The 23257-nt window shown below is 37.6% G+C and carries 22 protein-coding genes and 1 riboswitch; of the genes, 18 read left to right on the plus strand and 4 right to left on the minus strand.

Annotated elements, in window-relative coordinates; translation table 11 throughout:
- The first annotated feature begins 56 nt into the window (after positions 1–56).
- The 6 genes from J2Y40_RS14040 (at position 57) to J2Y40_RS14065 (ending at position 5348) form a co-directional block, all read left to right on the plus strand.
- Positions 57–1013 carry a DUF2157 domain-containing protein gene (locus tag J2Y40_RS14040; RefSeq protein WP_309999581.1) on the plus strand — a complete coding sequence of 319 codons (957 nt, stop codon included), beginning with the start codon at positions 57–59 and terminating at the stop codon, positions 1011–1013.
- Positions 1003–2073 (plus strand): DUF4401 domain-containing protein, encoded by a 1071-nt coding sequence (locus tag J2Y40_RS14045; RefSeq protein ID WP_309999583.1) that lies wholly within the window; start codon positions 1003–1005, stop codon positions 2071–2073. The genes J2Y40_RS14040 and J2Y40_RS14045 overlap by 11 nt, the downstream gene beginning before the upstream one ends.
- A complete protein-coding gene (locus tag J2Y40_RS14050; RefSeq protein ID WP_309999585.1) occupies positions 2060–2545 on the plus strand; it encodes a GDYXXLXY domain-containing protein in 486 nt (161 codons plus the stop codon). The genes J2Y40_RS14045 and J2Y40_RS14050 overlap by 14 nt, the downstream gene beginning before the upstream one ends.
- Positions 2546–3088, plus strand: a complete 543-nt coding sequence (locus J2Y40_RS14055; RefSeq protein WP_309999587.1) for a hypothetical protein — start codon at positions 2546–2548, stop codon at positions 3086–3088.
- Between the two features lie 106 nt (positions 3089–3194).
- A riboswitch (FMN riboswitch) is annotated at positions 3195–3320 on the plus strand.
- Between the two features lie 90 nt (positions 3321–3410).
- Positions 3411–4055: a 3,4-dihydroxy-2-butanone-4-phosphate synthase gene (gene ribB / locus J2Y40_RS14060; RefSeq protein WP_153395748.1), complete on the plus strand. Its 645-nt coding sequence runs from the start codon at positions 3411–3413 to the stop codon at positions 4053–4055.
- Positions 4056–4367: 312 nt separating this feature from the next.
- Entirely contained in the window at positions 4368–5348 is a 981-nt protein-coding gene (locus J2Y40_RS14065; RefSeq protein ID WP_309999590.1) for a T9SS type A sorting domain-containing protein, read from the plus strand.
- 203 nt (positions 5349–5551) lie between these two features.
- Here J2Y40_RS14065 and J2Y40_RS14070 read toward each other — a convergent pair whose 3' ends face one another.
- On the minus strand, positions 5552–7636 hold the full coding sequence (locus tag J2Y40_RS14070; RefSeq protein ID WP_309999592.1) for a TonB-dependent receptor domain-containing protein: 2085 nt from the start codon (positions 7634–7636) through the stop codon (positions 5552–5554).
- 268 nt (positions 7637–7904) lie between these two features.
- On the opposite strand from J2Y40_RS14070, the gene J2Y40_RS14075 reads away from it, so the two are divergent.
- The 3 genes from J2Y40_RS14075 to J2Y40_RS14085 all read left to right on the plus strand — a co-directional run bounded on the left by J2Y40_RS14075 (position 7905) and on the right by J2Y40_RS14085 (position 10954).
- Positions 7905–8657, plus strand: a complete 753-nt coding sequence (locus tag J2Y40_RS14075; protein WP_309999594.1) for a DUF3575 domain-containing protein — start codon at positions 7905–7907, stop codon at positions 8655–8657.
- A gap of 93 nt (positions 8658–8750) precedes the next feature.
- The gene (locus J2Y40_RS14080) at positions 8751–9647 is read left to right on the plus strand and encodes a hypothetical protein (protein WP_309999596.1); all 897 of its coding nucleotides are present in this window, start codon (positions 8751–8753) and stop codon (positions 9645–9647) included.
- Positions 9648–9661: 14 nt separating this feature from the next.
- The gene (locus tag J2Y40_RS14085; protein ID WP_153395758.1) at positions 9662–10954 is read left to right on the plus strand and encodes an MFS transporter; all 1293 of its coding nucleotides are present in this window, start codon (positions 9662–9664) and stop codon (positions 10952–10954) included.
- A gap of 317 nt (positions 10955–11271) precedes the next feature.
- Here J2Y40_RS14085 and J2Y40_RS14090 read toward each other — a convergent pair whose 3' ends face one another.
- Positions 11272–11487 carry a hypothetical protein gene (locus tag J2Y40_RS14090; protein ID WP_062697447.1) on the minus strand — a complete coding sequence of 72 codons (216 nt, stop codon included), beginning with the start codon at positions 11485–11487 and terminating at the stop codon, positions 11272–11274.
- Between the two features lie 448 nt (positions 11488–11935).
- Between J2Y40_RS14090 and J2Y40_RS14095 the strand changes: the two genes are divergently transcribed.
- The 5 genes from J2Y40_RS14095 to J2Y40_RS14115 all read left to right on the plus strand — a co-directional run bounded on the left by J2Y40_RS14095 (position 11936) and on the right by J2Y40_RS14115 (position 16684).
- Positions 11936–12787 carry an alpha/beta fold hydrolase gene (locus tag J2Y40_RS14095; protein WP_153395760.1) on the plus strand — a complete coding sequence of 284 codons (852 nt, stop codon included), beginning with the start codon at positions 11936–11938 and terminating at the stop codon, positions 12785–12787.
- Positions 12787–13257 carry an RNA polymerase sigma factor gene (locus J2Y40_RS14100; RefSeq protein WP_309999599.1) on the plus strand — a complete coding sequence of 157 codons (471 nt, stop codon included), beginning with the start codon at positions 12787–12789 and terminating at the stop codon, positions 13255–13257. The genes J2Y40_RS14095 and J2Y40_RS14100 overlap by 1 nt, the downstream gene beginning before the upstream one ends.
- Positions 13247–13840 (plus strand): hypothetical protein, encoded by a 594-nt coding sequence (locus J2Y40_RS14105; protein WP_153395764.1) that lies wholly within the window; start codon positions 13247–13249, stop codon positions 13838–13840. Before J2Y40_RS14100 ends, J2Y40_RS14105 begins: the two co-directional genes overlap by 11 nt.
- A gap of 70 nt (positions 13841–13910) precedes the next feature.
- Positions 13911–15695 (plus strand): GEVED domain-containing protein, encoded by a 1785-nt coding sequence (locus tag J2Y40_RS14110; protein WP_309999604.1) that lies wholly within the window; start codon positions 13911–13913, stop codon positions 15693–15695.
- 113 nt (positions 15696–15808) lie between these two features.
- Positions 15809–16684, plus strand: a complete 876-nt coding sequence (locus J2Y40_RS14115) for a CPBP family intramembrane glutamic endopeptidase (protein ID WP_309999606.1) — start codon at positions 15809–15811, stop codon at positions 16682–16684.
- Positions 16685–16706: 22 nt separating this feature from the next.
- Here J2Y40_RS14115 and J2Y40_RS14120 read toward each other — a convergent pair whose 3' ends face one another.
- Both J2Y40_RS14120 and truA read right to left on the minus strand, forming a co-directional pair.
- Positions 16707–18464 (minus strand): ABC transporter ATP-binding protein, encoded by a 1758-nt coding sequence (locus J2Y40_RS14120; RefSeq protein WP_309999608.1) that lies wholly within the window; start codon positions 18462–18464, stop codon positions 16707–16709.
- A 521-nt stretch (positions 18465–18985) separates the two neighbouring features.
- The gene (gene truA, locus J2Y40_RS14125; protein WP_153395772.1) at positions 18986–19717 is read right to left on the minus strand and encodes a tRNA pseudouridine(38-40) synthase TruA; all 732 of its coding nucleotides are present in this window, start codon (positions 19715–19717) and stop codon (positions 18986–18988) included.
- A gap of 109 nt (positions 19718–19826) precedes the next feature.
- On the opposite strand from truA, the gene lpxK reads away from it, so the two are divergent.
- From lpxK to J2Y40_RS14145, 4 genes are all read left to right on the plus strand, one after another.
- A complete protein-coding gene (gene lpxK / locus J2Y40_RS14130; protein WP_153395774.1) occupies positions 19827–20852 on the plus strand; it encodes a tetraacyldisaccharide 4'-kinase in 1026 nt (341 codons plus the stop codon).
- A complete protein-coding gene (locus J2Y40_RS14135; RefSeq protein ID WP_309999614.1) occupies positions 20836–21657 on the plus strand; it encodes a purine-nucleoside phosphorylase in 822 nt (273 codons plus the stop codon). Before lpxK ends, J2Y40_RS14135 begins: the two co-directional genes overlap by 17 nt.
- Positions 21658–22189: 532 nt before the next feature.
- The gene (locus J2Y40_RS14140) at positions 22190–22705 is read left to right on the plus strand and encodes a thioredoxin family protein (RefSeq protein ID WP_309999616.1); all 516 of its coding nucleotides are present in this window, start codon (positions 22190–22192) and stop codon (positions 22703–22705) included.
- A gap of 21 nt (positions 22706–22726) precedes the next feature.
- Complete coding sequence (locus tag J2Y40_RS14145; RefSeq protein WP_153395780.1) at positions 22727–23182, plus strand: GNAT family N-acetyltransferase; 456 nt, start codon at positions 22727–22729, stop codon at positions 23180–23182.
- Positions 23183–23257: the final 75 nt, after the last annotated feature.

Below are 23257 nucleotides of genomic sequence, written 5' to 3' on the forward strand. Positions count from 1 at the left end.
TCAATGATGCAAGTTCATTCAGATCCTAAAAAACAGATTATCCATTCAAAATTTATATGAAAAACATACAGAGAGAAGACATTCAGATTCTCAGCAGGTACAGCGATCTCACTGAAAAAGAAGTCGCTGAGATTCTGGAAAAACATATTTACACCGATAAAAGCTCCTGGCAGAAATTTCTTCAGTTATTTTTAATGACCCTTGGAATTGGTTTTACCGTATCCGGAATCATTTTTTTCTTTGCCTACAACTGGGCAGATTTACCCAAGTTTGCAAAAATCGGACTGACAGAAGGGTTGGTTATTGCTGCAACTGCACTTACCTTTCTTCCTAAAATCAATCCTAATATCCGGAAAATTATTCTTACCGGGGCAGCCGTTTTGGTTGGGGTTCTATTTGCCGTATTCGGGCAGATCTATCAGACCGGAGCCAATGCTTACGATTTCTTTTTAGCATGGACTATTTTTATCACTCTGTGGGTCATTATCTCTGATTTTGCTCCTTTATGGCTGATCTATATCATTTTAATCAATACCACTTTTGTTTTGTATACCCAGCAGGTGGGCAATGATCAGGGGCCGATTTATGTTTTTACCATTCTGTTTTTGTTGAATGGGATGATATTAGTATCGGGCATTCTGATTTCCATGTACAAAAAAGCAGTTATACCCAGCTGGTTTACAAACGTTCTTTCATTAGCTGTTGCCAGCTTTGCCACCTGTGGAATCGTAATCGGAATTTTTGATAATCAGACCTCAGCACTAGCTATTCTGGCTGTACCTGTCGTAGTAGTCTATGCCTTAGGAATCCTATATGCATTGAAAGTAAAAAACATCTTTTATCTTGCCGTCATCCCGCTCAGTATTGTCATCATCATAACCGTCCTCATCTTCCGGATTACAGGAGAAAATGTAGCTTCATTTTTATTTGTTTCCCTGTTTATATTAGGAAGCATTACACTGGTTATTAAAAATCTGCTCAACCTTCAAAAAAAGTGGAAAAATGAGAAATAAAGAAAATATAAAAGAGTTGATGGATGCTCTCCGGACCTCAACTGAAAGGGAAATCCATTTTGATGAAGAAGCTATTGTTTCAGTCTATCAGAAAAAAGAAACGGACCAGTCATTAGCCATCAAAATATTATCTATTTTCGGAGGGATACTCGCCTGTCTGGCATTTATCGGATTTCTTTTCTTAGCCCAGATATTCAGTTCAAAAGAAGGAATTATTCTATTTGGAGGAATCTGTATTGCAGGTTCTGCGGTTCTCAGCAGGTTTTCAAAGAAAGTAATAACAGACACTCTATCTGTTTCATTTTATGTTACGGGATTTTCACTTCTCGGGTTTGGTCTTTCCAGTCACGATAACACCATGCAGCTTACCTTTATAGGCATTGCATTATGTGTATTGCTTCTGGTTCACAATTATATTCTTTCCTTCATTTCTGTACTCATTCTCAATGGAAGTATACTGTCACTTATTATCACCAACGATTTATATGATCTAACCTATATATTCATTACAGTTCAGGCACTCATCGTCACCTTTATTTTTCTTAACGAAGCAAAGATCATCACAGCCAACAGAATTCTCTCCGGATTATACGATCCCGTTTGTATAGGAATGACGTTATCATTCATAGCCGGGCTGGCCTATATTGGATTTGAAGATGAATTATCCATACCAGTGCTGACACTCTACAACGGGTTATCCTCGGCAGTGATCATTCTGGCTGTTCTGTATGTAGTCTCTGTTTTATTAAAAAAATTACAGGTTACCCATTCCCGTTTCAAGATCATCATTTATGTATTGACCGCTTTAATTTTATTGCCAACAACATTATCTCCGGCAATATCCGGCGCCATTCTTGTTATTTTACTAAGCTTCCTTGTCAACAATAAAACCGGATGGGTACTGGCTTGTGTAGCTCTGATTTCTTTCATCGGAAAATTGTATTACGATCTTCAGTTTACACTGCTGACTAAATCCATCCTTTTATTTTCTTCGGGGATCATGTTCCTGGCAATTTATGCATTCATACACAAAAAACTGATTTCCCATGAAAAAATATAAATGGCTCATCATTCTTTTCAATCTCATCCTGTTATTGGGATACTTTAATTATTCGGTTATCAAAAAAGAAGATTTGCTTAAAAATGGGCAGCTGATTTTACTGGAACTTGCCCCTGTAGATCCGCGGTCACTGATGCAGGGTGATTATATGAGTTTAAGATATGCTATTGCCAACACTATCGGAACAGAAGGTATTCTGAAGCGCGGTTACTGCGTAGTAACTCTTGATAAAAACGGGGTGGCTCATAGAGTACGGTTTCAGGAAAACAAAACCCCGTTGAAAGCTGGTGAATACCTTATTAATTACACCTCTGATGACTGGAATGTCAATATCGGTGCAGAATCTTTTTTTTTCCAGGAAGGACATGCCAAAAAATATGAAACAGCAGCGTACGGCGGTATAAAAATTGATGGAAACGGAAACAGTTTACTCATAGGGCTTTATGATAAAAATCTCAAAAAGATCAACTAAATGAATCAGTGGAATTATTTTTTCGGAGCCATTATGCTGGATTCCGATTACAAGGGTTTTCTTGATTTTCTTCAAAACAGGATGAAAACTAAGGACTACTATTATTTTCATCCCGATATATTTTCTACATCTACCCTGGAAATTCCTTACTGCTATGAAAACGCTCTGATTTCTTTCGGAAGAACAGCCAAATGGTTTCTTCAGTATGAATACGACCTTCATCACTTCATCCGGGAATTTGAAGACATTTTAAATCACCTGGATTTTGAATATGCACAGGTAAGAGCAGGAACCGTTTATTCAGAATATTCATTTTTCTGGATGAATAAGAAAAAGCTGGAAAAATATAAAACAAGGATCCAGGAAACAGAAGATCATTTTAAAGAATATAACATCCGTTTTTATGAAAATGAACATTTCTTTTTCGGATTAGGTGATATTGAATTATCTACAGGCTGGTGTGAAAGAAAAAATGATGATGCGGAAGATTTTGATATTCAGTATCCGGACTTTAAATATCCTGTTGAGCAGATTAACCGTTAAAACGCTTCTCCATCTCAAAAAACTTCCCGAAATTAGCGGCCTGTACGTTAAATAGAAAATAGTGAAATAAAAAAATTAAAGTAAACATACAGCAAAACTTAGGATAAGTTTTCTTCGGGGCAGGGTGAAATTCCCTACCGGCGGTTACAGTCCGCGACTCCTTTCTTCTGAAGGGACTGATCTGGTGAAATTCCGGAACCGACAGTTAAAGTCTGGATGGGAGAAGAAAATGAAACGGTCAGTAAGATTCCTTACGGGCTTATTGTGCCGTATTTCATTTCCATGTACCGAAGACTATTTTACCTTTTAAAAGTAAAATAACATGGAAAAATTATTAGAACAATTTGGAGCAACCTCCACAGAACGTGTAGAAAACGCACTTCTTAAATTACAACAGGGAAAAGGAATTCTTTTAGTAGATGATGAAAACCGCGAAAACGAAGGCGATATCATCTTTCCCGCATCCACCATTACAGAACAGGATATGGCACTGCTGATCCGCGAATGCAGCGGTATTGTCTGCCTATGTATTTCGGAAGAAAAAAGCAGGCACCTGAACCTCCGTCCTATGGTGGAAAATAACAACTCTAAAAATCAAACCGCTTTTACCATTTCTATTGAAGCCAGAGAAGGCGTAGAATCTGGTGTTTCGGCTAAAGACCGTGTAACCACCATCAGAACTGCGGTGGCAGCAGACGCACAGGCTGCTCATATTGCAAGCCCGGGACATGTTTTCCCTCTGATTGCTAAACAAAACGGTGTTTTCGAAAGACGCGGACATACCGAAGGCAGTGTAGATCTTGTAAAGCTCGCCAATCTCGGTGATGATGCCGTACTCTGCGAACTGACCAATGAAGACGGATCAATGGCCCGACTTCCGGAAATCGTTGATTTTGCCATCAAAAGAGAAATGAGTGTTGTAACCATTGAAGATATTCATGCTTACCGCACAATGATCAGCAACTAAGACAGGAAGCCTGAAAAGAAGGCTGAATAACAAATACCTTATATTTAACGTACAGAATGGCCGTTCGGTTTACCGGATGGCTATTTTTAACCTCAGTTCGGAATTAAAGTTTCTGATTTAGATAATTTGATTTTACGGAGGCCTTCAATACTATAACTAAAGGTAACTTCCGGCCTCCTTCTTCCATCTTCCAGTCTTTAATCCTGGCTTCTTTACCCAAACTCAGCTTTTTTATTAGAAATTTCTCATTAAAAAATAGATTATGTTAAAATTAACTCTTGTTTTTATTTAACTTTAACAAAAAATTTGGCCATGAAAAAAACTCTACTTTTAGCACTCACAGCTTTCGGGCTTTGCTCTGCACAAACTACCATTACCAAAGCATTTAACGACCCTGTTGTGGGCGAAACGGTAAATAATGTGATCATCAACGGAACGGTGGATAATTCTGCTACCGGTAACAATGTAGTATTCAGCAATGCTTCTCTCACACAAGGTGCTGCATCTCCAACGGTATATTCGGCTCCTGATGCAGGGGAAATCACCACTTATCCCGGTTCTACCATAAAAATGACAGGAGGCGGTAACACTATTTTATTTAAACAAACGGCTTCTAAACTGGAAATTACCGGACTTATTACGCCTGATGCCACCTTAAATTTCGCAGCAAACAACGGAACTTATATATCTTATCCTGCAGCTTTTGGTTATACGGAAACCGATACAGCACAGGGAACTTTCTCTTCATCAGCAGCTTCCGGAAATTTCAGCGGGAATATCAATATTTCAGCAGATGCCTCCGGAACCCTGATCATTGGACCCAATACCTATACGAATGTCTTAAGAATAAAATCCGTTCAGGTTTTTAACCTTACAGTAGGTCCTTTCCCGGCAGGAACCATCACCAATACTTCTTACCTGTATTACAACGGTACCAACAAGGCTCCTTTATTATCTTATACCAGTGCCAACATCAACGTTCCTGCCCTTAACATGAACCAGACGACTACAGCGGCACAGGCGTTAAGCCTGACTTTCCTGGGTACGAAGGAAACGGTAAAAAAAGACAGCTTCAAAGTCTATCCGAATCCTGCACAGGACTTCATCGGATTTATAGGGGAAAATGCAAATTACTCTACTGCTAAAATATACAGTTTAGACGGAAAACTAATCAAAACATCGGATATCCAATCCGGAAAAGTACAGATTTCTGAGCTTCCTGCATCTTCTTATTTCATAGAAGTTTCTGGAAAAGATGCTAAGAAAGAAAGTACAAAATTCATTAAAAAATAAAACTTTTTCTCAACAAACTTGTTTAAATTTAACCACAGGGCACAAAAGCTCTTTTTCCATAGTAATGATCAACTTTAAATAAAGTATCTCAATCTTTTGTGGCTTTTGTGATTTAATAAAAAAGGTTAAACAGCTTTAACTAAAAAATCCGTTCAGAGCATTTTTCTGAACGGATTTTTTTATGAATTAATTTGTAATAAACATCAGAAAGTAGCTGCCGGAGCTGTGTCATTATTCAGCTTTCTCTGAATTTCTGTTTTCTTACCTTTTGAGAAATCAAAGCTTACTCCTAAAACAAACATGGATTTGTTATTCATAATCTTTGTATCAACATTGTAGTTCACTAAACTTTGCGGAAGACTTTTTGTTTTATAATGCGAAGGCATTCCTATCCAGTACATTCCTGTGGTAAATGTCCAGCTCTTCAGTTTATAATTGGCAAAAATGTGATTTTTGTTCTCATTGGTCATAAGGAAAGCTCCGCTTAAAGTATACACCGGAATATTGAACATATACTGTATACTGAAAGACTTATATTCTGAAGACGCTACTAAATAATTGGAAAGATAATTATTTTTGATAAGCTCTCCTGATGCTGTCCTGATCATTTCTGATACCGGAGCTATCATTCCTTTTAAAACCAAAAGGCTATTCCCGAAAGGTTTGTAAGATCCTGTAAGCTGCAGACCGTATTTTTGTCCGTTTTTAGCATTTTCATAAGTCAGTGCATAACCTCCGAAAGTATCATCCTGAACATAATACTGATTGATGATCCTATCTGTATAAACGTAAAACAGGGACGCATTGAAATCAAAATATTTATTATTCAGGGAATAAATTAAATTATTGGAAAATACCTGCTGTGACTTTAAAAAAGGATTACCTCTTCGTACAATATTCGGAGCCTGCTGTACAACGTTACTGCTGAGCGCATTGCTTCCGGGACTTACCGGAGTATAACTTCCCGTAAATCTCAGGCTCTGATTATTTTTCAGCTGATACCCTAAAATAAGTCTTGGGGTAAAAGACCATTCATTAAAAGTATTCTCAGCGCTTTTATTGTGAATATTAGTAAGCCCGGCACCAAGCCTGTAAGTGAATTCATCCTTCTTTCCTGAAAATTCAAAATAGAAATACTGTTCCATATAATTAACGTTGTACTGTGAATATCCTGCAAGATTATTCAGATCATTGGAAATAGAAGAACCCGAAATACGGTAGCCGGATGATAATTTCCCCGCTTTAAAATCATGGGTGTGAGCTAATTCACCTACAAAATTAGTTTGTTCTGTTTTCAGGATCATATCATTATCATACACAGAATTCCCTGATGAGATTACCCACTCCTTCGCAAATTCTGTAATATCCGTATTGTAATGAGAACCTACTGCATTAATACTCAGCTCATCTTTACTGCCTATCTTTTTAGAATAATACAGATCCAGCTTAGGATTGATATAATCTGAACCGTAATTCTTGAACATCTCATGCTTTTCCTCTGCATTGTCTTTTCTAAATAAACTCTCCCCTTTTGTTTTTGAAAAGCTGCTTACGAGATCCATATTCAGTTTAGCCTGAAAGGTGTAGTTATCAGGAACCATGCGGGTGTAACGCAATGCAATATTCTGTGTGGTATATCCGAAATGGTCTGTCCTTTTTTCTTCCGAACGGTAATGCTGTCCGCTCAGATCATAATCATAAATACTTTCTACCTTCCTGTTGTCATAATCTCTCAGACTAAGGGAGTATTCGAGACCAAAATCATTTTTCCCTTTTGTGTAGTTAGCATAGGCTGAAGCGTTCACAAATCCGGTATTCAGTGCAGAAGTAACATCGGCGCCTAAAAGATAGCCAGTTTCTGTAGATCTCGTCAGAATATTCACCACAGTATCAGCTCTCGTTGCCCAGCGTGAAGGCGGAATGTCATAATATTCCACTTTTACCACCTCATTGGGGGCTATACTTCGGATCTGAAGGTCTGTAGCTTCAACCCCATTAATAAGAAACAGCGTTGTTCCTCCTTTTGTGCTCGTGATAGTATTGGAAATTGGGTCCAGCTGCAGTTCCGGAAGAGTGCGGAGAAGATCTTTGGCATAACGGGCTTTTTCCAGCGCTTCTTTATCAAAAGTATAGACCGCTTTATCCGCAAATTGCTTTTTTCGCTGGGATTTCAGAATGACCTCTTGGATCTCTTTTGTTTTTGAAGTATCTACTGTATCCTTTTTTGCTTCCTGCGAGAACATGAAAATACTGCTAAGAAAACAAAGGGTATAGATTGTTTTTTTCATATCAGAAATTAGTTTTATACTATTAGGACAACTGAACTCCTATATTTGCTACATTCGGTTTTTACAATAAATAGCCAGGTAGGAAGATTAAAAAAAATAAGACCTTCATTTTTAATTCCTTATTTATCTCTTTACCTAAACCCGCCAACAACCCTCAATTCAACATTCATATTATTATTTGAAAGTTAAAAATGAAATCATATTAAAATACTTTTAGTTTTCTGCCCGTTTTTTGCTGGTATTTTTTTACACCACAAAATATACCGTCATGAAAAAATTTCTTATTCTGATTCCGTGTTTTCTGTTTTTGAAAACCAGTGCGCAGGAATCCGAAACCATTCCTGCAGACAAAATGAATATCATTAAGACCAACGTGACTGCTTATGCGTTCAGAAATATCAACCTTTCCTATGAAAGAGCCATCAACCAATGGTTTTCGCTCAATATAGGATTCGGAACCATGCTGCAGGGAAAAGTTCCTTTTATCAATGCTTTTTTAAAGGATGAAGATGAAAAACGATTTCAGAATTTACGGGTAAAAGCGACCAATTTCACTATAGAGCCAAGGTTTTATATAGGAAAAGGTTATGGCAGGGGTTTTTATTTTGCCCCTTATTACCGGTTTTCTGATGTTTCCTCCAACACTTTTGATTTTTATTACGATTATAATGCTCCAGGTGGCACTACCTACCAGATTCCGCTCAAAGGTCAGGGAAGTACCAGTGGCAACAGCGGCGGACTGATGGTAGGCGCGCAGTTTTTCCTCACCAAAAGCCAGAATCTTGTTCTTGATTTCTGGATTGCAGGAGCTCATTACGGCAGCGGAACGGGTGATTTCACCATGACTTCAGATTATATTCTTACTCCCGATATGCAGGCACAGCTAAAAAAAGAAATTGAAAACCTGGATCTCCCGTTTGTAGATTACACCGTAGAAACGAATACTAACGGTGCAAAAGTAAAAGTAGACGGGCCATGGGCAGGTTTCAGAAGCGGAATTTCCCTGGGATACAGATTTTAAAGTAATTGGTGTGAATACAATCAAGACTATTCTTTTTGGATACACTCTATTTCTGGATGAAATTTGTATATTGGCGCTCAATATACCAGGAAAATGATAGAACTGATACAACAAAATAAACTTGAAGAGTTTAAAGAAGCTTTGAAAAATTCAGAAGAGCTTCAGATCCACAGATATGTTTATGAAATATTAAATAACAACTCTGTTGAGGTCAATGAGGATAGTTTTCCCTGTGACAGATACCAGATTGAATTTTTAGAAGGACTTCAGCTTTACAAAGCCCTTGAAAAATCTGAGATCAATGAAGATCATTTGAAACAATATGCTATTCTTTTGGTTCATCTGGCATTCATCACGAGTACCCATATTCAGTATCTTGCCACTGAAGCCATGAATCAGAGTTTTTATCTTTCAGATCTCGAGCATATTGACAATTTCAGGGTTTTACCTGAAATCAGAGAAAGTATTCAGGAATTGATCCATCTTCTGAAAAACAACCCAGGGGAAGAAAAATCCATCGCCAATCTTGCCGTCGCAAAGGCGAAAATAAGCAACTCCATTGGTAATACTCTTGAAAAGTATGAGATAGGAGAAGATATGCTTCAATTCGCTGAGAGTTTTGAAAAAGTGGGCGAAACCGAGACAGCCATAAGAATTCACCAGGGAATTATGAACGATTTTGAATGTGAATCTGTAAAATTAAGCTCCGGTATCATTCCTGAAATAAATCATGTGGATGACCGCCCTGAGGTAGAAATGGAGATTTTTAACAAGGCTAAAATTAATTTTGAAAGATTAACAGGTCAGAAAATACAGGAACCCAACAGAGTTCATGTTACAGAAAGAAAAGAGGCAGAGAATTTAGCTGCATCAACCGCTGAAGCTGCTCCGCCACATGATCAGACAGAATCACCTGAGCCGGATTATTCACCCTCTCCTTCCCAGCCCGGATTACTGGGCAAAATAAAAAGATTTTTTGGCAAAAACTAATCCTCATCCGATATATGAACACATCATCTATAACCAGCGGGCAGAGGATCAAAGCCATTATTGGCGGCTCCATCGGAAATCTTGTGGAATGGTATGACTGGTATGCATATGCAGCCTTTGCTATCTATTTTTCCCATTCATTTTTTCCTGATTCCGATCTGAATGCACAGTTGATGAATACAGCGGGAATATTTGCCGTAGGTTTTCTGATGCGTCCTATCGGAGGCTGGATATTCGGAAGTATTGCGGATAAAATCGGAAGAAAAAAAGCGATGACGCTTTCTGTACTGCTGATGTCTTTTGGGTCATTACTTATTGCCCTTACCCCTACGTACCATTCAATAGGAATTCTTGCACCAATGCTGTTGCTCCTCGCCAGACTGCTTCAGGGGCTGAGTGTTGGCGGAGAATACGGGGTTTCTGCTACTTACCTCAGCGAAATGGCATCTGAGAACAGACGGGGATTTTATTCAAGCTTCCAGTATGTAACCCTGATTGGCGGCCAGCTTATTGCTCTCGGCGTTCAGCTGGTCCTTCAGAAATTAATTCTTACAGAAGCTCAGCTGGAAGAATGGGGTTGGAGAATTCCTTTTGTGATTGGAGCTGTACTTTCGGTTGTTGCTTTATACCTCAGATCAAATTTACATGAAACGGAAGCTTTTGAGAATAAAAAAGAAACCAGCGAAAAAAAGAAAGGGACCGTAAAGGAATTATTAAAGCATCCTAAAGCACTTCTCACCGTTATTGGTTTAACATTAGGCGGAACACTGGCTTTTTATACATATACCACCTATATGCAGAAGTTTCTGGTGAATACGGTTCACCTTACTAAAGAGCAGTCAACGCTGATCTCTTTTGTCTCCTTATTTATATTTGCCTGCCTTCAGCCTGTGTTCGGAGGATTATCAGACAGGATCGGAAGAAGACCACTGTTATTGGCCTTCGGTATTTTAGGAACCTTGTTTACAGTTCCTCTTTTAACAGCATTAAGCAATACGACTTCTATGCTCACTGCATTTTTCCTGATCATGGCTGCTCTTATTATTGTAAGCGGATACACTTCGATTAATGCAGTGGTAAAAGCAGAGCTGTTCCCTTCTGAGATCAGGGCACTTGGCGTAGGTCTCCCTTATGCTGTTACAGTAGCTGTTTTCGGAGGAACCGCGGAATATATTGCCCTTTGGTTTAAGAAGATAGGATCAGAGCATTATTTTTACTGGTATATCACGGGATGTATTTTATTTTCGCTGATTGTGTATGCTACCATGAAAGATACCAAGGAAAACTCAGCATTGGATAAAGATTGAGTTTAAAGAAAGGAAAATGGGAGTTACAAATATGGTTTTTATAGCTGTCACTAGCGCAAAACTTGGCACTAAGCCGTTTCAAAGTTTAATACCGTAAGCTTACTTAAGGAGTTAAAAAAATCTAGTATTTTTTATTAAAGTTGAAAATAAATCTGCGTTATCTGCTGCATATTAGTTGACGAGAATAATCTTTTTACTTAAGCGTCAATCGTTATAGGTTTCAGAAACCTTCATTTATTTATGACGCAAACCTCTACTGATCTACAAGAGAATAAAAACCGTTCGCCGCAGAAAATCTGCAGCGAACGGTATATTTTTTAATGATAAGCTTGTTTAAATTTTTCAATCATGCTGTCCAGAGTATGTCGCTGGACATACACGCTCTTTACCTCTTCATACCTTGGCGATTTGTAGAAAACTTCATGAAAATCCATACTTCCGTTTCCTACTTTTACTACTTTTTGTACTTCGATATTCAATTTTCTCAATTCATCTTTAAAGACTTTAAATTCGTCTTGGATACTGGTGCTCATTTATATTGTTGGATTTAAGTTAAAAAATACTATTTATGTTCATACCCCTTTCCAAGCTAGGGTTATTTATCAAATTTTAATTAAAGTTAATAAATTTATCAATACAACATAGTACTTTCACAATATTTTATTGTTTTTTTTACCAATAAAAGATGTTTTTATTTTTTTTGATACACATTCCGTATTTTTGACAGTATTAAAAACAACAACAAAACTAACGGAAACCATGATTATCAAAGCATTTTTATTTTATTTTTTTAGTTCAGTCTGACTAATTCATTACGACAGCTCCCTATGAATACTATATTATAAAAATCCTATGACATTGCTTTATAACGGGAGTTTAAAGGCGGAAAAAATATTTTTTCAAAAAAAATTGAAAAAGTTTTGTAACATTTTAAAAAGGTTCGTCTCTAAAAGACAAATAAACCTTAAAACTTTAGAAATCATGAAAAAATTCACATTCCTTCTTATCCTTCTGTTATTTTTTGCTGCAGCATGCAATGTATTTGGTCAGGAAAAAACCTATCCGTTTGAGATAAAGAAAACCGGAACCGGAAAGCAGGCGCTTATTTTGATTCCCGGCTTTGCTTCTTCCGGAGAGGTATGGAAAGACACCACTTCGAAATTTGAAAAAAATTTCACTTGCTATACGCTAACAATGTCTGGATTTGCAGGAACAAAACCACAGCCAGATGCCAGTTTTAAAGATTGGGAAAATGGAATTGCCGCCTACATCAAAAATAATAAGATAGAAAAACCGATGATCATTGGACACAGTATGGGAGGCGGTCTCGCTTTGGCCATTGCCGCTGATTATCCGGAACTGCCGGGCAAAATTGTCGTTGTAGATGCTCTTCCCTGTCTGGCCGCCCTATCCAATCCCAATTTTATATCCAAAGAAAACAACGACTGCTCAGCAATGATCAATACCCTAACCGCTATGTCCGATGAACAATTCCGTGCAATGCAGGCTCAGGCTATCCCAAGCCTTCTGGCAGATACTTCCATGCAGGAAACCGTTATCGGATGGAGTATAAAATCAGACCGGAAAACTTTTGCCGGAATGTATTGTGATTTTTCCAATACGGATTTAAGGGAGAAAATCAAATCCATACAATGCCCTTCCCTTATTTTACTGGAATCTTACTTTATCAATTTCAAACCGGCTATTGAGGGACAGTATAAAAATTTAAAAAATGCTGACTTTCAATATGCATCCAAAGGATTACATTTTATTATGTATGATGATAAAGACTGGTATCTGAATCAGCTGAATAATTTCTTATCTGCGAAATAATGATATTTGAGAATATATACGAACTCTACTGGCAGAAAATATTCCGGCTGTGCATGGGATACATCAATGACGCAGAGCTCGCCCGGGATCTGGCTCAGGAAACATTTATTATTGTATGGCAGCAGCTTCCGAAATTCAGAAATGAATCCAGCATCGGAACATGGATTTTCAGAATTGCCTCCAATAATTGTCTCCGCCAGATTGAAAAGGAGAAAAAATTCGCTAAAACAGAACTTCCCATAAACCTGGAAGAAAAGAAACAGGAATCTCTGGAACCCCAGATCCAGCTGCTCTACCGGTTTATTTCCGAATTACCGGAAACGGACAGGATCATTATCTCTCTGGAACTTGAAGAAATAAAACAGGTAGAAATTGCCCAGATTACCGGACTCTCAGAATCTAACGTCCGGGTAAAAATTCACAGGATAAAAGAAAAATTAACGCAAAAGTTTAAAGAAAATGGCTACTGATATTGATTTCAAAAATATATGGAAACAACAGGCTTCCAACAAACCCAATATGGAAGAACTCCTTGGCAGACTGAAAAAATTCAGAAATGAAAACCTACGCAGGCTGATTCTTACTAATATTGCCCTGATCGCCACCTGCCTCGGCATTGCATTGATCTGGTTCCGCTACCAGCCTCAAATGATGACTACAAAAATCGGAATCGTACTTGTTATCCTGGCAATGGTTATTTTTCTGCTTGCCTATAACCGAATGTTCATGTTTTTTTACAAAACTGATACTACTCAATCCAACAGTGAGTATCTGCAAAGCCTGTATGCTGTGAAGAATAAGCAGAAGTTTATGCAAACGACTATGCTCAATCTTTATTTCATCATGCTGTTTCTGGGAATCTGTCTGTATATGTATGAATACACTTCATTGATGAAATTTTCTTCCGCTGTATTAGCTTATGGAGCTGTTTTGGCCTGGCTTGGTTTCAATTGGTTCTATATAAGGCCTAAAACGGTAAGAAAACAACAGGAAAAACTGAATGGACTGATCAGCAAATTTGAAGAGCTCAACAATCAGTTTAAAGAATTATAAATCAGGCAGTATTCATTATATGGTATTTTTTATTTATTTTTAAAATTGAAAAATTTAAATCGAAAATACTATGAAAAAATTATTATTTCTTCTTATTTCCGGGGGATTATGCACGAGTTTTTATTCACAGAAGTTGGAATTCCAGGAATGTGGAACGGATGAACTGATGAAAAAGCACTATGAAAGGTTTCCCGAAGAGAAAGCCCGTGATGATGCTTTCAATCTTGAGCTCTCCAAACTGATCAAAAGTGGAAAACTTGCATCCAAATTCAATAAAAATCAAGTCTATGAAATTCCGGTTGTAGTACATGTTGTTGGAGATGGCAGCGCCATAGGAACTCCTAATAATAAATCTGATGCGGATATTATAGCGTGGATTAATTATACCAACGGCGTTTTTGCAGGAAGCTCATCCAGCGGAATGGCAGGAACCAGTGCTGTGCTTCCGGTAAAATTTGTTTTTGCCCAAATAGACCCCAGCTGTAATGCTACCAACGGAATTAACAGAATCAATGCTTCCCATCTTCCGAAATACGTAAGCGGCGGTGTCAACAATGATAATACCACTAATGCTGTAACCGCATCGGACATCACAGCTCTCGGAATGTGGGATACCGGCAAATATTATAACATATATGTCGTAAAAAGACTGGCTTCTAACTCCGGATTACTGAATGGCTTTGCGTATTACCCGGGAGGAACCAATGATTATTCTTTCATGTCGACCAGTGCCTCAGCTGTAAATGCCCAAACTTTGGCCCATGAATTCGGACACGCTTTAGGCCTGCGCCATACCCATGAAGGCTACAATACCTCTACCGGAGACTGCCCAACCAACACAGATTGTACCCTTCAGGGAGATCTTGTATGTGATACTGAGCCGATGAAAAGTCTTTACCACTCTTCTGTTCCCAATACCTGCCAGACCGGGCAGATCAATCCATGCACCAGCCAGGTGTATGCCGGTGGTGAAAAAAATGTGATGGCTTACACGTTCTGTTTCCGAAATTTATTTACACAAGGACAGACAGACCGTGCTACAGCGCAGCTTCTGCAGTACAGACAATCATTAATCAATTCTCCGGTAGCATCTTCAGCAATTCCGGCTAACAGTTCTGTATTAGCCACAGCTTGTGTTCCTGCTTCTATCACCACGCCGGGGAACTTTAATATCGGAGTGACTGGTGTACAATTCGGGAACATTAATAACTATTCTTCTCATTATAAACAGGCAGCTAATAACTTTTATGAAAACTTTACCGGAACGTATTGTTTAGGAACATCAAAAACCACTATTCCATCAGGAACATCTACTGCTCTTACTGTGATGCCGGGCTTAAGTAATCCGCATATCATTAAAGCTTATATTGATTACAATAATGACGGACAGTTCAATGAAACAACTGAGTTGGTTCTTAATCAGAGCAACATAAGCAATGGTTCTTCGGCTACAGCTTCTGTAACTCCACCTGCCACTGCAGTACTCAATACTCCGCTAAGAATGAGGGTAATTGGTGATTACAACGGTACAGCAATTACCGCCTGCTATACTCCAAGATATGGACAGGTAGAAGATTATTCGGTGATTATCAGTCAGAATAATTCATTATCTGCAAAGGATACAGCCAGAAAAAATACGGTTGATATTTTTAAAGATGAGAATTTTGTGTATGTAAGAAGTGATATCAAAATAAATTCTCTGCACATTTATGATGCTTCAGGAAGGCTTCTTATGAACCAAAATGGTATTAAATCTACAGAATACAGATTTCCGATCAGCCAAAAGAATAGTATCGTGACTGTAACAGCCGTTCTGGAAGATGGAAAAGTACTGACTAAAAAACTGAAGTTCTAAGACTCATGAACCATTAGATCATTTATAAAAAATAAGTTCTGTGCTGCACAGGACTTATTTTTGTTATTTTCGTCTGTAACAAATTTGTCCTGTGAAAATATAAATAGAAAAAAATGACTCTTCAAAAAACTCAGGCTATATTGACCGATTTTCTATCTTTTTTAAAGAGACCTGATGATATACAACTAAAGCCTCCCCTCAAAGAACGTTACAGGATGATCTTTACCTTATTGTCTTTGGAACTTATCCTCAATCTGACTTTGATTAGCTTTTTAAATTATGGAATACAAAAGTTCATCACTTTAAAAACTGACCGGTTGGAATATAGTGAAACCTTTATATCTTCTATAATCTGGTTTGTCATCATAGTTCCTTTGGTTGAAGAAGCTGCTTTCAGATATATTCTGAGGTATAACAGGCTGTTTTCCAAAATTATTAAAAGAGACAAGTGGAACTGTATATTTCCTTTTGCAGTCTATAGTCTCAGTATCTTCTTCGGCCTCATCCATATTTTCAATTATAATAATGATACGGCTCTTTTTTATATACTATCTCCGTTAATTATTTTCAGCCAGTTATTTGGCGGCTTTATTCTCAGCTTTATCAGGGTAAGGCTAGATTTTTCTTATGCTTATTTTTACCATACGCTTTGGAATTTTCTTTTTATTGTACCCATTCCCTATATCACTTTGCTTTTTACCAATCCACATATGGATACCGGAGCCGGGCAAAATTATAATCTGGAAATTAAAGAACGTTTATTTTTCAATAAGCAGGATAAGCAATCCATCAAAATAGACTCTTCTGCAGGTAAAATATATAAAATTGAATCTAAACAATATTCATTTCAGCATATTTTAGATACTGTTTATGGCCGTAATACATACTATACTGATGATTTTCTCCTTGACATGAAATTCAGATCCCGAAACGGTGTTTCGAAGGAGGATTTTAAAAAGATCCTGGAAAAGGAATATGACATTGAATAGAGTCGAATTAATGTATTCCCGTTTATGCTTCTTTTTCTTCTTCCAACTCTACTTCGTGACGCAGCTGGGCTTTGTATAGAGTGGCATAATATCCGTTCTTATCAAGAAGTTCCAGATGTTTTCCCTCTTCCACAATTTTCCCATGTTCCATGACGATGATCTTATCTGCTTTTTCAATGGTTGAAAGCCTGTGTGCAATAATAATGGAAGTTCTGTTTTTCGTGATTTTTTCAGTAGCCCGCTGGATTAGTTTTTCACTTTCATGATCAATAGATGATGTTGCTTCATCCAAGATAAGAATTTTCGGATCAGACAGGTAGGCTCTGAGGAAAGATAAAAGCTGTCTCTGCCCTAAAGATATAGAAGAACCTCTTTCACTCACAACATACTCATACCCGCCCGGAAGTTGTTCAATAAACTTATCCACTTCAATTTCTTTTGCACCTGCCTTTATTTTTTCCAGTGTAATGCTACTGTCTCCAAAGGCAAGATTTTCAAAAATACTTCCATGGAACAGGAAAACATCCTGCAATACGACCCCGATGTGACTTCTCAGGTTATACAGTTCATAATCTTTCAGGTCTACATTATCAATCAGGATCTTTCCGGAATTGATATCATAAAGCCTTGTAATTAAGCTGATGATGGTAGATTTTCCAGCTCCCGTAGCTCCTACAATCGCCACCGTTTCTCCCGGATTTACTTTAAAATCGATCCCTTTCAATACTTCCTGTTTTTCATCGTAGGCAAAGTGTACCTTCTGGAACTCTATTTTTCCGTCAAAATGGTCTTTTTTCACGGTCCCAGTATTCGGCATTGAATTCTCTTCATCCATCAGTCCCAGTACTCTTTCCGCACCTACAATACCTCGCTGGATATTATTAAAACGGTCAGCAATCTGCCTTAAAGGACGAATCAGCATAGAAATATACTGAATAAAAGCAATCACTACCCCGGCACTTATTGTAATATATCCTCCATAGAACAGAATAAATCCGATGAAAAGTGACGAAATAAGTTCTACCACAGGGAAAAATAATGAGAAAATAAAAACAGTCCTTAAAAGGGCTCCTTTCAGGGTAATATTGATATCATCAAACTTTTTAAATTCTGATTCCTGTCTGTTGAAAACCTGAATAATAGACATCCCTGCAAGCCTTTCTTGAACAAAAGAGTTCTGATTAGATGTCCAGTTTCTCTCATCTCCGAAAGCCTTTTTCAGCCTTTTCTGGAAAAATCGGGTAATCACTACCATTAAAGGAAGAATTGCCAGGGTGATATAGCTCAGATGTACATTGGTACTGAACATCATCACCAGAACAAAAATAATTCTGAGGATATCCCCAAAAACCATCAGAAATCCATCTGTATATACTGTAGCAATAGTTTCCACATCCCCTACAGCACGTGTTACCAGCTGTCCGATAGGAGTTTTATCAAAAAAAGAAGTCTTGAAATAGATTAGCTTGGCGTATAACCTCTGTCTTATATCACGGATAACATTCTGAGAAATATAGTTGGAAAAATAGACCAGAAAAAAGTTCAGAACAGTTTCTGCAAATACCAGCCCTACCAATATATAAATATGTTTCATCATCAAAGCTTTGTCTTTAAGCTTGGTAATGTCATTATCCACCACTTCCATGGTAAGATAAGGTCTATAGGTAGAAACGATGGATAGTATAACGGAAATTACTAATGTAAGGATGAACCAGGAACGGAATTTCATCCCGATAAAGAACAGCCTCCTTATAATCCCCCAAGTATCTTGTTTTTTCATTGTTCGAATTGAAGAAAAGAATTAAAAATTCTATGCAAAAATAAGACTTTATAATTTGTCTGCCTTTACAACTTCAGCAAATCCTCATAGAAAATTTTAGATAGGCATCATTTACAATATGAATAGTTTTGGCTTTTTCCGGATTTCCTACCTTAGATTGACTCCGGCCTGAAAATGTGATTCGCTAATCTATAATCTTCAATATGCTGGTTTGTTCAGCGAATCTTCTTCCAGCGTCTGCCAAAGTACCATCCGACTAGTAAAGCCACAATAGCAGAAAAAATCCAGCCCAGAATATTCACCAGAGTGAATGAATGGAAATCAATATCCTGCGAATAGTGATTGGGATCCTGTATGACACCTGCTATTCCGTACGTAAGACCAAATATAAACTGTAGCCCGAAACACAGAGCAATTCCTAAAAAACCATAAAGCCATTTCTTCTTTCCGAAACGGGCTGCCAGCTTCTCGTAATAAAAAATATGGCTACAGCAATAAGTCCAGAAATCATAGATTTGGGTTTAAAATTCGTATCCTACATCCACCAGATAGAGCCCATGTCCTGGAGCAGAGGTTCCTGCGGCATTACGGTTTTTATCTTCAATAACTTTACGCAGATCTTCCGGCTTTATTTTTCCGGTACCAATCTCCACCATGGTTCCAACGATAGCCCGGACCATATTTCTAAGGAAACGATTCGCCGAAACCGTAAATTTCAGTTCTGTCCCGTTCTGCTCCCACTCCGCTTTGTAGATCTTACAGATATTGGTTTTATTATCAGTTTTCAACTTGGCAAAACTTGTAAAATCTTCATATTCAAAAAGAATCTTACAGGCTTCATTCATTTTATTAATGTCAAGAGGTCTTTTCCAGTGCTGCCATGCCGACTCTTGGGTAAAAGGATTTTTAGCAAGGGAAATATAATATTCGTAGGTTCTGTAAGTAGCATCAAAACGTGCATGGAAATCATCCTGTACGAGAAAGATTCTTTTCACCGCAATATCAGGAGGCAGGAAGCTGTTCAACTTGTGCGGAAGATTTTCGTCCAGCACTTTTTCTGTGTCAAAATGGGCAAATATTTTTTTAGCATGAACTCCGGTATCTGTTCTTCCGGCTCCTGTGGTTTTAATTTCTTCCCTCAGAATCGTGGAAAGTGCTTTCTCCAGCTCTTCCTGTACAGAAACAGCGTCCGGCTGTATCTGATAGCCGAAATAATTTTTTCCGTTGTAAGAAAATTCTATAAAGTATCTCAATGTATTTCAATAACTCCACAAAAATACTTTAATTTCACGAAATAATTGTTGAAAAGTCTTTGAGAATCTTGCATCAAATCCCTGCAAAAATTCCTATTTTTGCAATCGTATGAAAAGATGGTACCTTTATCCTTTCTCCCTTGGTTATCATTTGGTAACGGGTATCCGAAACACAATGTATGATCTGGGAATTTTTAAGTCAACAAAGTTCAAAACACCGATAATTAATGTCGGGAACCTTTCCGTGGGCGGAAGCGGAAAATCGCCTATGGTGATGTATCTTGCCCAATACCTGTCCAAACATTACAGGACCGGTGTTCTTTCACGTGGTTACGGAAGATTAACCAAAGGCTATGAAGTAACCAATTACGACAGTAATTATAAAATGGTGGGCGATGAAGCCATGCAGCTTTTTGAGCGTTTTAAAAACCGCTTTGTAATCGCTGTTTCGGAGAAAAGAGTTCCGGGAGCCCAAAAGGTAATTGAAGATATGGACCTTGATGTTCTTGTTCTGGATGATGCCTTCCAGCACAGAGCCATTAAGGCCGGGTTCAATATTCTGATGACGGATTTTAACGACCCGTTTTTTAAAGACCATCTTCTTCCTGCCGGAGACTTAAGAGAATCCAGGGCCGGTTCCAAAAGAGCAGACATCATTATGGTCAGCAAATGTCCTGATGAACTGACAGAGGAAACAAAAAGATATTACATTTCAAGGATCAGACCTTCTCATAACCAAAAAGTTTTCTTTTCATCCATTGGTTATGATGAAAACGTATACGGAAAAGATAAAATGCTTCCGGACAATAATCTGAATTATTATGACATTCTGCTGATCACAGGAATTGCCAATCCAAAACCTCTTCTTGAGCATCTGGCAAAATTTTCACAAAGGGTGAAGCATCTGAAATTCAGGGATCATCATAATTTCACGGACGATGATATTAAAAAAATCAACGCAGAATACAAAAAACTGGGCGAATATAAACTGATCCTGACGACGGAGAAAGATTATGTACGTCTGAAAACTTTTGACTATCTTAGAGAAATTGTTTACTACTGGCCTATCAATGTCATTATTGATAAAAAGGAAGAATTCAATCAAATCATCTTAGATTATGTTAGAAAAAATTAAGCAGACCTCAGATTTCATTAAAAGTATTATTAAGGAAACTCCTGATTTCGCAATCGTATTAGGTTCAGGGCTTGGAAAGCTACAAGACGAAGTACAAGCCATTCATACACTGGAATACCATGAAATCCCCAATTTCCCGCAGACTACCGTTGCCGGACATGGAGGAAAATTAATCTATGGAATCTTAGAAGGGAAAAAAGTTCTGATGATGAGCGGCCGTTTTCATTACTATGAAGGCCATTCTATGGAAACCGTAACATTTCCGATACGTGTTTTTCATCTGCTGGGAATTAAAAACCTTATCCTTTCCAATGCTTCGGGCGGAGTAAATCCGAATTACAGTGTAGCAGATATTGTGATTTTAAAAGATCACATTAATATGATGCCTGAGCATCCGCTTCGTGGCAGAAATATTGATTCTTTCGGACCACGTTTTGTGGATATGAGTGAGCCTTATAACAAAAAAATGATTGAGGTCGCTGAAAAAGCGGCTAAAGAAAATAATATTAAAATTCACCAGGGTGTTTACGTAGGGCTGCAAGGGCCAACCTTTGAAACTCCGGCAGAATATGGAATGATTAAGGCCATTGGTGGAGATATGGTAGGGATGAGCACCGTTCCGGAAGTCATCATTGCCAGACATATGAGCATGGATGTTTTCTGTATTTCCATCATTACAGACCTTGGCGGTCCGGATATTGCCTATTCCGTTTCCCACGAAGAAGTCTTGAATGCAGCCAATAAAGCCATGCCGAATGTAATTACCGTTGTGAAAGGACTTATCAGAAATTATTCAGTAACTTAAAATTTATCGGGAATTTTTTAACCACAAAAGATTAACACTTAAGATTTCTTTTAAGAGACAAACTGTACGTTAGGAAGTGCTCTATGATTTTTATTGGCTCTGAACATCAATTTGCGTCATTGCCAATACCTGTAAGAGAAGTAGGGAGAATTGGAAAGCGCAAGGATTCAAGTTTTTGATCTAAAACTGCTTTTAAGGTGCAAAAAATCAAAGATTTTAACAAATTTTTCTCACTGATATTTTTTTATTCTGATTAGGCAGATTTCATGCAGCCTTTCTAAAAAACAGAGATAAAATATCGAATTTGAACTATTTTTTACGTCCGCTTCATCAAATCAACGCAGTTGATTCCCTCCTTTGCCTCCTAATATAAGCAATATTAAAATAAAACCTTTACGAATTATTTTATTAGTGCATTAGTGGCTAAAAATATCAATAGAAATTTTCAATTTCATAAATTTTTCTTAATTCATCAAAAATCGATTTCCGGTTGCCATTCATTGTTTAGATTTGTACCATGAAATTGTAAGAGATGAGAAAGTTGTTATTAATTTTTATGATAGGTATTTTTGGAATAAGCTATTCCCAAGAAGATCCTGCTGTCCTTAAGAAAGGATTTTCTAAAGAAGCTTTGAAGCAGAAACTGGAAAATGAAGAGGGAAAAACGATTACCATTCAACAGATTTTGGATCAGCACAAAGGAAAAGTTTTAGTCATTGATTTCTGGGCCGGATGGTGCAGAGACTGTTTGCAGGCACTGCCAAAAGCAGAAGAACTGGAAAAGAATAACCCCAATGTAGATTTTGTGTTTCTGTCGCTGGAAAAATCAAAAGAGAGCTTTGATAAAAGTCTTGTGAGGTTTAATATGAAGGATAAAGACAATTATTGGTTTGTTACAGGATGGAAAAATGATTTCAATAATTATATTGATCTTAACTGGATTCCGAGATATATGATCATCAACCAGAAGTCCGGCATTGCCAAATATTACGCTATTTCCCCGGAAGATCCTGAAATCCAGCAAACCATAAATAACCTTTTAAAGTAATCGATATTTTATTTTTCAACCATGATCATAAGAGAAGCAACAGAACAGGATTTAGAAATTCTTTTAACATTTGAACAGGGCATTGTCACAGCGGAAAGACCATTCAACAGTACCCTTATTGATGGGGAAATTCATTACTATGACCTGACCCATTTTATGAAATCTCCTGATGCTGTTTTAATCATTGCGGAAGAGGATAATGAAATCGTTGCATCGGGATACGCTCTCATTAAAAATACCGATAAGAATTATTATCATTTTAAAACTTATGCTTATCTGGGTTTTATGTATGTAAAACCGGAGTATCGGGGAAAAGGAATCAACAAGCTGATTACTGACGAACTGATTAGTTGGTCGAAATCAAGAAATATTTCAGAGATCAGACTGGATGTTTACGCTCAGAACGAACCTGCTATAAAAGCCTATGAAAAAGCAGGATTTGAGCCGCTTCTCCTCACGATGAGACTGAAAAGCTAGAAAACAAGAAGATAAAAGCCGGAAGATGATGATGTTTTACAAATTCCTATCCTCTTTTATTTGAAAATATTTTAA

The organism is Chryseobacterium sp. 2987 (assembly GCF_031456375.1).
GTDB lineage: Bacteria > Bacteroidota > Bacteroidia > Flavobacteriales > Weeksellaceae > Chryseobacterium > Chryseobacterium vaccae.